5 protein-coding genes are annotated in these 14162 nt (G+C 41.8%); all 5 read right to left on the reverse strand.

All coding sequences use genetic code 11. The features are described from left to right. A partial coding sequence (locus tag ACEW8O_RS11605; RefSeq protein WP_373494794.1) for an ATP-binding protein occupies positions 1 to 3188 on the reverse strand: 3188 nt, incomplete at its 3' end. A gap of 130 nt (positions 3189 to 3318) precedes the next feature. Then, a complete protein-coding gene (locus ACEW8O_RS11610) occupies positions 3319 to 7029 on the reverse strand; it encodes an ATP-binding protein (RefSeq protein ID WP_373494795.1) in 3711 nt (1236 codons plus the stop codon). A 14-nt stretch (positions 7030 to 7043) separates the two neighbouring features. Continuing rightward, positions 7044 to 10427, reverse strand: a complete 3384-nt coding sequence (locus ACEW8O_RS11615; RefSeq protein WP_373494796.1) for a two-component regulator propeller domain-containing protein — start codon at positions 10425 to 10427, stop codon at positions 7044 to 7046. 13 nt (positions 10428 to 10440) lie between these two features. Further along, positions 10441 to 12474 carry an ATP-binding protein gene (locus tag ACEW8O_RS11620; protein WP_373494797.1) on the reverse strand — a complete coding sequence of 678 codons (2034 nt, stop codon included), beginning with the start codon at positions 12472 to 12474 and terminating at the stop codon, positions 10441 to 10443. Then, positions 12471 to 14162, reverse strand: a 1692-nt coding sequence (locus ACEW8O_RS11625) for an ATP-binding protein (protein ID WP_373494798.1), incomplete at its 5' end; no start/stop codon positions are given. The genes ACEW8O_RS11620 and ACEW8O_RS11625, both read right to left, overlap by 4 nt.

The raw sequence follows: 14162 nt of genomic DNA on the forward strand, positions 1-14162 counted from the left end.
CGGATGGCTGCACTATCCTCATCTACTACCATTACTTTTCTTTTGGATTTGCCCTGTTCCAGTAGTGCACTGATATCCTCAAATAACTGGGCAGTATCAATCGGTTTGGTCAGATAGCGATCTACACCGATGCGGAAACCCCGGGCCCTGTCCTGTACAATTGACAAGATGATGATTGGAATGTCCATTGTTTGGGGATCATTTTTCAAAATAGCGGCAACATCAAAACCGTTGATTTCGGGCATCATAATATCCAAAATGATAAGGTCAGGACGATGCTCCCTAATCGATTCTATGGCTTCTTTTCCATTGCTGGCCTCAGAGGTCAAGTAACCCGCTTCTGTTAGCTCCTGACGCAAAAGAGATCTGATGGACTCCTCATCATCTACGATCAAAATCTGGGCATTTGCACCTACTTCTTTAAGTTTTGAAAAAGACATCTTTTCCTTCAACTGTTTGACCAGGTCATTGAGGTGAATCGGTCCAGCTGAAGTGGAGGGTTTTTCTTTTTCTACAAAAGGAATAGCAAAAGAAAATGTAGTCCCTTTTCCAACTTCGCTTTCCAGCCAGATCCGGCCACCGGAGTGTTCGACAATTTCCTTGCAAATGGGGAGTCCCAAACCCGTGCCTTTTGGTTTATCGGTAAGTGTATCCCCTCCGATTTGCTTAAACTGCTCAAAAACGGCCCCAAAGTCTTCTTTGGCAATCCCCATTCCGGTATCTTGGATACTGGTGATAATTTCATTTCCAACTTGTTTTATCCTGCAAGTGACGGAGCCTTTGTCTGTAAACTTGACCGCATTGGAAATCAGGTTGATGACCACCTGAATAAGCTTGTTGGTATCTCCGGTGATCATTGGGATATTTGGGTTGATGTCCCGGATCAGTTTTAAATTTTTCTGCTCAAATAGAGAAGTGGTTGCTGAAATTGCACGTTCCACCACTTCGGGCATAGCCACGTCTTCCTGGCTCCAATCCATCTTTCCGGCCTCGATTTTTGCCAAATCCAGCACATCATTGATCAGTGTGGTAAGCCGCTCTCCTTCCGAAATGACTACCTTGAGATTTTCTGAAACCTGGTTGATTGTCTTTTCTGTTTTGGGATCTTTTCGATCGACCAAGGGAAATATTTTTTCCTCCAGCCTTTTCTGAATGATCTTGGCAAAACCCAATACCGAAGTAAGGGGTGTCCTGAGTTCGTGACTGACTGTAGAAAGGAAGGCGCTTTTGGCCTCATTGGCCTGTTCCGCAGATTTTTTGGCAGCCACCACTTCTTCAAAAAGCTGGGCTTTGTTGATCGCAACTCCAACCGAAGAGGCAATGGTAGAAAGCAGGTTGGAATCTCCTTCATTAAATCGGTTTTCCGTTTCGGTACTTTGCACACTCAATACCCCAATGGCTTCCTTTCCCCGAAAAATTGGCACTCCCAAATAAGATGCTGAAGGAATTCCTAATCGACTTGCTCCCAATTTTGTGGTCATTTCCTCGAAATCTTTATTGATAAGAAGGGCTTTTCCGCTACTTAATATTTTTGAAGTAAGTCCTTCTCCCAGATTTTGGGGAGGCATATCATCCCCATGTTGGTAAGGGAAGTTGATGGTATTGGTTTTCTTATCAAGAAGGGCCAAGTACACAATATTTGCTTTAAACAGCTCTTTCATCTGATCTCCTACGAGATGAATGATTTCATCCAGAGACCCATAAGAAGCGAGCGCATTGGTTACCCTGTTAACTGCAGAAAGTTCGTTGGCTTTTAGGGCAAGCTCATTTGCCTTTTCGTCGATTTCCTGTTTTTGTTGCTGAAGCAATAGGTTGGCTTTTTGTTTAAGACGGTTATTGCGGAGCAAGAGGAAAACGGTAATCAGGATCAGCCCCAACACAATTAAGGCACTTATCAGGAAGTTTTGCTGTGATTTTTTCTGTTCGCTTAGCAGTGCAATCTCATCTTCTTTTTTCTCCATTTCAAAATTGTACTCCAACACTGTGGCTTTGTTTTTCACCTCCGCCGACGTCATACTATCCCGGTAGCTGATATATGTTTTATAATAATCATAGGCATTTCTAAAATCATTTTTGAGCGCATAAGCGTCAGCCAATACCCTTGCATTGTCCCGCATATCCTCCATATATCCTGTTTGGATACCAAGTGTATACCCTTGTTCTGCATAAAAGAGCGCACTATCGGGACTGTTTTGTTTCACATGGGCACGTGCCAAAATGCCGAATATCCAGGCATCAACTGAATCATCTCCCGATTTTTTGGCCTTTTCAATGGATTTATATCCGTATTGAAATGCCAAGGGCAAACTATCCATGCTTACATACACATCAGCCAGATTACTTAGGGGGATCAAACTGTCGCTCGCAGTTAATGCATGATTCAGGGCCAGATTGTATTCCGCAATTGCTTCAGGATATTTTTTATCCAGTCGGTAGTTTTCACCCAGTAAAATATAAAGACCCCTTAACTCTGAATTTCCATATTCAAGCTGTTTGTGAAGACCGGTCAGCTTTTGCAGATAGTCATTTGATTTTTCATAATCGCCTATCAAGGTATATGTTGATGCCAGGGCAAACCATGCAGTATACAAGCGGGTCTGGCTATTCAGTTCTTCTGCATTTTTAAGTGATTTGATACTGTAATCCAAAGCCTGAGCATAATCTCCCAAAATCCTGTAACCATTGGCAATTGAACGCTGTGATGTTTCTATCAATTCTAAATTTCCCAATTGCAGAGCGATTTCTTCTGCTTGGAGGGCATAAGAAAGTGCTTGCCTGTAATCGTTGATGCTATAATAATAGGAAATGAAGAAAAAATTAACTCTGTATTGCATTAATAAATTATTGGTTTTTTTGGCGATGGAATCAGCCTGGTTCAACTGGGCAAATGCGGTTTCCATGTTTCTGTTTATCAAGTTTACCCTTGATTTTAATGCCAGAGCAAAACCCTCCCCTTCGGCATACTTTAATTTGCGGGAAAGTGAAAGCGCCTCGGTAGCATTTTTTTCAACTTCCTCGATTGGAATTGGCGGAATACTAAAACATATTTTGATCAGGAGATTTACCCTGGCAGTATCCTGTTGGGTGTGTTCCTGAATTTGCTTTCTTAATTGTTCTATTTCAGTTGACTGGGCATGGCAATAAAAGGTGAGGGCGAATAAAGCCAATCCTAAAAAGACTTTTCTCATGAAGATATAGAGGTTATGGTGAGGTAATTAAACAATCAGAAGCATAATATAAATAGGAGAAATTTTAAATGCAAGCCCGATTTTTTTAGTCTTCTCCCGTAAGTGCAAATCGTCGTCTGGAAAGCATGATTTAATCAATAGGAAGCTGGATAATAAACTCAGTGCCAAGACCTTCCTGGCTTTCAACCCTGATCTCCCCTCCATGCGCCTTTACAATATCATAGCTTAAACTCAATCCCAATCCCGTTCCCTGCCCTGTCGGCTTGGTAGTAAAAAAAGGCTGGAAGATTTTGTCTTTGATGGCATCGGGGATGCCGGGGCCGTTGTCCCGGACTGAAATCAAAACTTTTCCATCAAGTCTTTTTGTACTCAATGAAACCATGGGGTTATATCCATCTTCTCCCATTTTCTTTCTTTCATTGACCGCGAAAAAAGCATTGTTGATCAGATTTAACAAAACCCTACCGATATCTTGTGAGACAACATCCATTTTGGGAAGGTCAGGATCCAAGTCTGTTTTGAATTCAGCATTGAAACTCTTGTCCTTTGCCCGTAGCCCGTGGTAGGATAGCCTTAGAAACTCATCTGCCAAGGCGTTGAGATCGGTTTTTTCCTTTTGGCTGGAACTGTTCCGGCTATGGGCCAACATTCCCTTGACAATGGCATCTGCCCTCTTGCCGTGGTGGTGAATCTTTTGTTGGTTTTGAATAATATCATCAGCAATCTCCTCCAATTCCTTTTTTTGTCCTGAATCAAGATTAATTTTTGATAGCTCCTCTTTCAGTTCATCAGCAAGTTCTATACTGACCTCAGAAAAATTATTCACAAAATTCAAGGGATTCTGTATCTCATGTGCAATCCCCGCGGTGAGTTCTCCCAATGAGGCCATTTTCTCAGACTGTATCAATTGGGATTGAGTGGATTTGAGATCATCAAGTGATTTTTTTAATTGTTCAGTCCTGATAGAAACTTTTTCTTCAAGTGATCTATTTTCTCTTTTCAGGTATTTGGACCTTTCCTGTACTACCACAAAGACCAATCCTCCTGCGATCAGGCCAAAACTTAGGTAAGCCCACCATGTCCGCCACCATGGCGGTAAAATGCTAAATTGAATATAATCCGGCTCACTCCAGATTCCATTGAAGCCACAGGTAGCTACTTTGAAGGTATAATCTCCAGGAATCAGGTTGTAGTAGATTTTTGAACTATTTTTTGGGCTTACCTCAGACCATGATTTATCCGCTCCTTCCAGTATATATCTATACACAATTTTATGCCTCCCCAAAACTGATTGGTTGGCAAAAGTAAAATTAAAGGAGTTTTGATGGTGGGGAAGTTTTAGCCCTATGGGCATCTGAAACCCGGGGCTGATACTGTCCCAAAGGATTTTGTTATTTGATAGGTAACCTGAATCCAAAGGAAAATTCCCCTTTACAAAACTTTTGCTAAAATCACTTGTCCAAAGAGTGTCTTCCGGAGCCAATTGGTTTTCAATCAGTTTTTGTTTCAAAAAAACCGGATTTTGGTCCATGATATTCATCCCTTGGATTACCACCACAGGAGCAATGCTGTCTATGAAGGGATTTTGGTGGTTGACGGTCAATATCGGTGCGGCACCCCACCATACCTGACCTGATTTGGTCACAAAGGAAGTTGCCTGATTGTAATCGTTATAGGGGATTCCTGCTGATTTGTCAAAGTTGGAAAACCGCCATAATTGATCGGGTTTATCTTCTGTTGGCCTGTCAACCACAACAATTCCGTTTTCCGAACCGATATGGATCCTGCCTTCAAATTCATTGAGATCATACAATGCCGGTGGATACAAACCGTTTTGGGCGGTAATATGGGTAATGGTAGTTTGATTGATGTCAAAAATCGAAATCCCCAAGTCTCCACCGATGATAATCTCCCCTGTTTCGGATCTAAAAACCATAGAATTATAATCACTCAACAATCCCTCCTTCTTTTGTAAAGTTACATTGGTGTTATTTTTTGGGTCAATGATATTAATCCCGGAATCAGAACAAATCCATATCTTTCCATTTAAGTCAATAAGTACCACAAAGGAGGTATTGGACACTAAGCCATTGGATTTGTCCAACTTTTGAAATAAGTTTTTGGATGGATCAAAAACGAGCAATCCATTTGCGGTTCCCATCCAAAATTTGCCATCTGTAGATTTAATCGCACTAAAGACCACATTTGCAATACCTTTATCAAAAGTGTTGTAAAAAGTGATGGAATTGGCTTTAACATCTACAATTGCAAATCCTCTTAAGAGTCCGACCAAAAAGACATCTTCTCCAATTGGTTTTATTTTTCGGAAGTTATTGGTCCCTAATGCTTCAGGAAATTTAAAGAGAAATAGTCTCTCATTTACAGGGTCATAGATATTGATCCCAAGGTATGTGCCCATCCAGATTCTTCCTTTTGAGTCTTCCAGTATTCCCCAAACATCATTGCTTTCCAATCCATTCTGAATGGAAAAATTGTCGGCTAGCATTCCTTTTGGATCTACCAATAGCACACCATCCTTATCTGTTCCGATCCAAATCAGCTCATCCTTTCCTTTCATTGAGGAAGAAGGATATCCTCCGGCTCTAATGGCCGAACCGGAATGGACCTTTTTCATTATGGAATTCCTGCCATCATAGATGGTAAGCGTATCATTTGAAATAAACCAAAGTCTGTCATAAATATCCTCAAATACATCTGTAGTTATTCCAAAATATCCTTGTGCTTTTCCAAAATTCCTGATGGCACTGTTTTCGACCGAAACAGAAAATGACCCCTCTGAAAAAGCGGTGATCCAGACATTTCCGGACTTGTCTTCAGTAAAGTCATAGGCTGTCCTTACCATCAAGTCCTCGTCATCTCCCATCAGGCGTATACTCTTCCTTTCGGATTCAATAATTCCAATTTTTTGGCCAAATCCTATCCAAATATTTCCCTGACTGTCTTCTTTGACTCCAAAGGCCGTATTTAAGCCAGTTTCCTCCATTTGAAGGTCTACTTCAGAAATGAGCTTTTTATCCAGGTCAAGGATGTAGACACCTGTATTCGCCCCCCAAAGGAGGCCTGATTGATCGAATGCGATTCTGATAAAGCCCTTTTCAAAAATAAAATGTTCCACAAGTCCCAAAGTCATATCCAAGCGGTAAATTCCTGATTCCAGGCCGGAAATCACCAACCTACCCTGATTGTCAAGTTCCATGTCCGGAATGATTTCTGTATTCCCATTAGGAGCTTTACCAAAGAAATTATAGGTCAAAAATTTATTGCCATCATATTTGGTTAGACCCCGCTCTGTTCCGATCCAAACACTTCCAAAATCATCCTGTATGATGGACAAGACCTTATTTCCCAACAACCCTTCTGATTGACCCAATTTTACAATGGCTGAAGTTCCTCCTGTCCACACGGATGGCACAGAAGCAAGGGTCACAATGGGCTCCGGAAGGATAAATTTTTTGACTTTTAAAGGAAAATTATTGATGGAGTCCAGTTGAAAAGGAATGGATTCAAGCTTATCCCAATCAAATGTAGTAGTGGTGATGGGGGTTTTCAGCGGTTTGAATTCATTTGCTGAAAATGGTTTTGAAGGCAACTTATCGATATCAAAACCAATCTTTACTGCTTTGGGAATACTGTCCTCTGGATAAACTTTCCAATTGATAGGTTTTCCTTCCGGCATCCGAAAAGGAATGGCTTTTGGGATTTCAAAACCGGAAGCGTTTTCAGGAAATGGGATATCGGTATGTTTGTTGCAGGAAACTACCACTATCGAAAGCAAGATCAGCAGTATTGCATTGGGGTGAACGAGTCGCTTTATTTCCATTTGTTTATGATTGCTTAATTTGAATTCAATGAAATAGTAAATGTGGAACCCTTTCCTTCTATTGTCTCCACCTTCAATTCCCCTCCATGAGCCTTTATGATATCATAAGATAAGGATAATCCCAATCCCGTTCCCTGCCCGGTGGGTTTGGTAGTGAAGAAAGGCTGAAAAATTTTGTCTTTGATAGAGGAGGGAATGCCCGGGCCGTTGTCTATTACTGAAATCTCGATTGCGTTTCCGAGGTTTTTGGTAGAGACGGTGACGAGAGGCCGTAGGGACAGGGCATGCCCTGTCCCTACGGCCTGAAAGGCATTATTGATAACATTCAGCAGCACCCTTCCGATATCCTGAGGCACCACATTGATTTTTGGAAGATCCAGATCAAAGTGGGTCTCAAAGTCTGCGTTGAAAGACTTATCCTTTGCTCTCATGCCATGGTAAGACAATCGCAAGTATTCATCCGCCAAAGCATTGATATCTGTAAGCACTTTCTCCCCTGAACTTGCTCTGCTATGCTCCAACATCCCTTTCACTATCGCATCCGCCCGCTTCCCGTGGTGATTTATTTTTTCCAAGTTCTGCTTGATATCCTCCAGAATCTCATCCTCTAATTCCTCCTTTTCGGACTCCAGTCTTGATTCTTGGTTCTTGGCTCTTGCATCTCGTCTCTCGCTTCTCGCCTCTCGAATCTCTTCAACCAACTCCGCACTTACCTCCGAAAAATTATTCACAAAATTCAAGGGGTTCTGTATTTCATGGGCGATGCCGGCGGTGAGCTCGCCGAGCGAAGCCATTTTTTCGGATTGGATCAGTTGGGTTTGGGTCGTTTTTAGATCGGTATATGCTTTTTCAATTTCTTTGGCATGAATTAATTCCTTTTCACGGTTTTTCTCCCTTTCGGCTTTAAGCAACCGATTCCTCTGAAAGCGATCAATTCCGAAAATTGCAGCGCCAAACAACAATACATAAATACCATAAGCCCACCAAGTACCCCACCACGGGGGCAGAATGATGATATCTATTTTCTTCTCAGTCCAAACGCCATAACTGTTTGCACCTTTAACACGAAAGATATATTTTCCCGGTGGCACATTAAAGTAGTAAACCGTACGGCCTGAAGCCTGAAGCCAGCTTATGTCATAGTTTTCGAGGTAATAGATCATCTGGTTTTGTTCAGGTTTTGCATAATCAATTACACTGATGTCAAAGGAAAAAACATTCTGGTTATATTTTAACTGAATTTCCTTCACGAGGGAAAGGCTTTCTTTGAGCAGGCTCCCTTCGCCGGGCGTTACCTTCTGATCGGAAAGGCGAAAACTTGTAATGGAAACTTCAGGTGCCCTTAAATTCCGGGTTAACTCAACCGGTGAAAATGAAAAATAACCGGCTGCATCACCAAAATAAATTTCCCCATTACTCCTTTTGAAACCCGAATTAAGGGTCAAAGAATTATCAATACCGGAATTTTTACCAAAGAGGGTGCTTTCGTTTCGCTGGGCATTGATTTTTACGATGCCCGATGATGTACCCAGCCATAAATTTTTCCGGTCATCTTCAACAATACTTGTTGTTTCTGTTAAACCTGATGGTGAACCTGAGTCGGTATAACGAATAAAATTATCGATGTCGGCGTTGTATCGGTAAAAGCCATCATTGCCACCTGTCCACAAAACGCCGTCGGTATCTTGGTAAATACTCACAATACCGGTACCCATCAGATAATTTTTAAATGTTTTATTTTCACGGTCAAACGAACTTATCCCACCGGTACCCCATGCACCTACCCACAACCTGCCATCTTTATCCTCTAATAAATCAGTAATTAAATTTTCTCCAAAGGGTTCGGTATTAGCCGGATTTTTAAAGTAATGGGTAAACCTGCCCGTTTTACGGTCCATCAGGTTCAATCCCTGGAATGTTCCAACCCAGAAATTTCCTTCTTTGTCTTCATATACCCAGGTCACATTGTTGTTTGAAAGGCTATTGCTGTTGTTGGGTTCGTTGATATACCTGATAAATTTTTCATTTTTTCTATCCCATAAATTTAACCCACCTGTGCTGCCAAACCAGATATTGCCCTGTCTATCGGATCTGATGGAATACACAAGATTTGCATCTGCATTTGCAGGATTCGGATCAATTAAATATCGTTTTTCTATACCATTTTTAATACGAATGATACCCTGGTTTGTGCCCATCCAAAATGTACCGTCGGGCTCTTCATAAAAACTGTTGACATTCGCTGATGAAATCAATGTGTGCGGGATTTCCTTGTGCATAGGATCGATGTGGTAGATATTTCCCTGCGTTGAGCCAATCCACAGAATGCCATCGCGGGAGGAATAGGAGATCCAAGCACCGAGGTCATTAAAACCTTCTGTTGAACCCGCAGTTCTTATATAGTTTACCATTTTTCCAATGTCAGCATTGAAGTAAAAAAGTCCCGCATCCACAGTTCCGAACCAGTAACTACCGGCTGCATCCTGGTTGATAAAAGTAATATGTTCATAATCAGGGGCTGCAATTGTAATGGGCGGGCTGCTTAACTTTTCAGGATATGCCGGATCGTAAATCAACCGTTCAAAAGTACCGTCATTGCGGTTCATTTTGTGTAATCCCAATTTGGCAGTTCCAATCCAGAAATCCCCTTGTTTATCTTCAAAAATTGCGCTTATTTTATTGTTTAACAGGCTGTTGCTGTTATTTGGATCGTGCATATACCGGGTAAAATTGCCGGTTTCCCTGTTGAACCGATTTAAACCTCCCTCATCGGGTCCTCCACCATTATCAGCATAAGGACTACCGGTGCCAATCCAAAGCGTTCCTTCGCTGTCCTCATACATACTGCGTACTTGGTTATTGCTGATAGAAGTTGTATCATCTGCCGAGTATCGGTAATGATTAAATTTGTTTGTATTAGGGTCATATTGATCCAGGCCACCGTGAGTGCCAACCCAAAGTGTTCCCTGCTTATCTCTCAAAATTACGGTAACAGTATCGCTGCTTAAACTTTCCGGATCGTTCGGATCGTGTGTAAAATGGCTAAAGATTCCGGATTCCGGGTCGAAATGATCCAGGCCTTTTCCCAAACTGCCAACCCAGATGGTGCCATCATGATCAGCATAAACCGATTCCAAAAAATTGCCCATTATCGAATTCGGATTTAATGGATTGTTTTTGTAGGATGTGACATTTTTGCCATCGTAACTGTACAATCCCTTTTTGGTGGCATACCACATAAAACCATTAACATCTTGGGTTATACCTGTCACAAAGGTGAAATTTCCACCCTCGGGAGGCGTTACGCTGATAAATTCAATTCGCTGGCCAAATGACTGAAAAGTTAAAACTATCAGGAACCAGAAAATACCTAAAGTGTATTTGATCAGATGTTTCATATTATCAATTAGGTTATGTTATGGGTAATTGAATAATAAACTCACTTCCATCTCCTTCTTCAGTCTCCACCTTTAATTCCCCCCCATGCGCCTTCACAATATCATAAGATAAGGATAATCCCAATCCTGTTCCTTGTCCTGTCGGCTTGGTCGTAAAGAATGGCTGGAAGATTTTGTCTTTGATGGCGTCGGGGATGCCGGGGCCGTTGTCGGAAATGGAGATCTGGACCCGATAGCTATCGGGTGTATTTCCGAGGTTTTTGGTTTTAATGGTGACTTTTGGAAGTTCTTGAATTTCGAATGATGAATGATGAATATCGAATTTCGAAGTGACAGCATAGAAGGCATTGTTGAGAATATTCAACAATACCTTGCCGATATCGGCTCGGACCAATTCAATTTTGGGAAGTGATTGATCAAGGTCTGTGATAAGCTTTATATCGACCCCTTCATTTTTGGATTTGTAGCTTTGGTAGGCAAGATTCAAATACTCGCTTGCTAGACTATTGATGTCCGTCAGTTCCTTCTCCCCCGAGCCGGTTCTGCTATGCTCCAACATCCCCTTCACAATCGCATCTGCCCGCTTGCCGTGGTGGTTGATCTTTTTCAGATTCTGCTTGATATCCCCAAGGATTTCACTGACCAAAGTCTCGTCTCTCGTTTCTCGGCTCTTGGCTCTTTCTTCTTCAATCTCCTCAACCAGCTCCGCACTGACCTCCGAAAAATTATTCACAAAATTCAGCGGATTCTGTATCTCATGGGCGATGCCTGCAGTTAGCTGACCGAGTGAAGCCATTTTTTCCGATTGGATAAGTTGGGCTTGTGTGGATTTTAACTGATCATAAGCTTTTTCAATTTTGCTCTTTGATTTCAATGCTGCTTTTCTGGTTCGATTGAAAAAAAACAATAAAATAGACAACACCATTACAGACAAAACGGCCACCAAAATCCACAACCTAAATCGAGCTTTTTCAAGACTTAATCTCCTTTCACTTTCCTGTTGCTGACTCTGTTGTTGTTGTTCAAGTTGTTCTGTAAGTAGTAATGTGAGTTTATTCAATTTTTCCACACCAAAGAGTTCGTCTTTAAGTCCCGAGCTGACTTCTAGATAGTGGTAGGCGCTGTCCTTGTTTCCTTCTCTTTTATAGATTTCGGCTAATAGTTCAGTAGCTTCCAAAAAGCCCAAATTTCTATCTACTTTTTTAGAACCTGAGAGTGCGCGGTAGGAATAGTGTAAGGCAGAATCCAGGTATTCCATTTTTAAGTAGGACCTGGCAATTCCTGCGTAGCTGATGGGCATGTCCCAATGGTTTGTATTACCAACAAGAATGTTGTTTTCTATGGCCATCTTCAAATAGTTGATAGAGGTCCCATAATTTCCTTTTTCAAACTCAATATTGGAAAGCCTTCTAAAAATAATATTCTTGACAGGCTTAGGCTCCTGTGTATTATTAATCAAAGTAAAAGCTAAATCCTGATATTTTTGGGCTGAATCCAGTTCACCTAATATGAAATAAGCGAAACCCAGATTGGAAAATAAAAAACTGGGAACTGTCAATGGTAGGGAGTCCAGATCCGATAAATCTTTAACATAAATTTCCTTTGCCTCTTTCAAAAACCTGAGGGCTGTCGCCCCGTCCCTGCCCTCTGCATAGGTAAATCCCAATACAGCATAGCCCATGCATTCTCCATCCCTGTCACCTATTTCCTTAAAGATGCGTAAGGCTTCCAATTGATCCTCAACCGACCCTACCAAATCCCCCCGGATTCTTTTGATTTCTCCAAAACTTTGGGTAGCACGTGCTATTCCATAGGTAAAGTTGATTTCTTTAGATAGATGAAAGGACTTTTCAATATAAAAGACAGCCGAATCCAAATCATTGAAAAAGTAGTTTCTCCCCAATAGATAAAGGCTGTCGATCGTTCTTTCATCTGAAGACTTCGGTGGTAAATTTTGGCCACAGGCGATTTCTCCAAACAATAAAACAGCAGGAGTTAAAATCCCAATCTTCCAAATCCGACAAAAATTCTTTCTAATACTTTTCATTTTTCAAGCGGAATAAAAATGGAAAATGTACTTCCTTCACCTAATTCCGAATCTAAAATTAATTCTCCCCCATGTGCCTTCACAATATCATCCGTAATACTTAGCCCCAGCCCCGTTCCTTCCGTTCCTTTCTTAGTAGTGAAGAAGGGCTGTAGGATTTTGTCTTTGATGTCGTCTGTTATGCCGGGGCCGTTGTCTTGGATAGCTATTCGAACTTGTCCTTTCTCCAAACTAGTTGTCACCTTCAATTTTGGAGCGTATTGAATGTTTCCTGAATCCCCATCTTCCGTCTTCCGTCTTCTGTCTTCCGTCTGATAAACCTTTCCCCTCATCGCATCAAAGGCATTGTTGCAGAGGTTGATTACTACTCGTGTAAAGTCCTCTTTGATAAGGGAAACTGGTTCTAAAGAAGGTTCTAACTCCAGCTGGATATCCACGTCGATTGGATTCTTATTGGCTCGCATGCCGTGAAAACTTAGATTAACATATTCTTTGATCAAAGCATTAAGATCGGTTGGGTCTTTTTTGCCGGATCCCCCACGGGAATGTTGAAGCATGGAACTCACAATGCTATTGGCGCGCGATCCATGTTCATGAACTTTTTGAATGTTGGACTTAATGTCAATTAGAATCTCGTCCACCAAAGTCTCGTCTCTTGCTTCTTGACTCTTACTTCTCTCCTCAATTGCTTCATCTACCAGCTCGATTGAGACTTCCGAAAAATTATTCACAAAATTCAGGGGATTCTTGATCTCGTGGGCAATACCTGCAGTGAGCTGACCGAGCGAGGCGAGTTTTTCCTGTTGGACGAGTTGTGCTTGAGTGGATTTGAGTTCGGAATACGCTTTTTCAATTTCACGGGCATGCTCTAATTCTTTGGCTTGGGACCGTTCACGTTCTTTTTGTACTACACGATATCTGAAATAGCGATCCGCTCCAAAAATACCCACTATAAGGAGTACACCATAAAACGTATATGCCCAATTGGTACTCCACCATGGCTTTCTGACCAAAATCTTTAAGGTTGCTCCTTCCTCATTCCAGACTCCGTTGTTGTTGGCAGCCTTAACCTTGAATAGGTATTCCCCGGGTGGGAGATTGGGGTAAAATGCACTCTGCAACGAAGTGATTTCCCGCCAATCCGTATCGAAATTCTCAAGTTTGTAGGCAAACCTGTTTCTTGATGGATTGCTAAAGTGAAGGGCCACGAAATCAAGCGAAATGTTGTTTTGGTCATGCGCCAACGTGATTGACCCAGCTTCATGGATGGGTTTGCTGAGAATTGAATTTTCTCCTGGAATTACGGACTTATTGAACAATTTAAAATCCGTAAGGAAAACAACTGGGGGTTTGGAGTCATTACTGAGGTTCTCCGGTTCGAAAACCGTAAACCCGTTGGAACCTCCGAAAAGAAATTCACCATCGCCGGTTTTCAAATAGGACCCATCGGCAAATTGTTGGCCCTGAATGCCTTCATCAGTTGAATAATTATAAAATTTTTCTGTTGTGATATCAAATCGGCTCAATCCTTCGAAAGTGCTGAGCCAGAGGGATTGGTTTTTCTCATCTGCAATGATGGACTGAATACTCATCGAAGGCAGCCCGTCGTCAATGGTATAGGTCTTGATTTTCCCTTCTTTCACATCATACCTGCTTAACCCTCCCTGCCAAGTACCCACCCACACCGT

Origin of the sequence: Aquiflexum sp. (assembly GCF_041749095.1) — a bacterium.
GTDB lineage: Bacteria > Bacteroidota > Bacteroidia > Cytophagales > Cyclobacteriaceae > Aquiflexum.

Coding starts and splice junctions, on each gene's coding strand:
- ACEW8O_RS11610 (WP_373494795.1), bottom strand. CDS start 7,029: ATGGAAATAAAGCGACTCGTTCACCCCAATGCAATACTGCTGATCTTG.
- ACEW8O_RS11615 (WP_373494796.1), bottom strand. CDS start 10,427: ATGAAACATCTGATCAAATACACTTTAGGTATTTTCTGGTTCCTGATA.
- ACEW8O_RS11620 (WP_373494797.1), bottom strand. CDS start 12,474: ATGAAAAGTATTAGAAAGAATTTTTGTCGGATTTGGAAGATTGGGATT.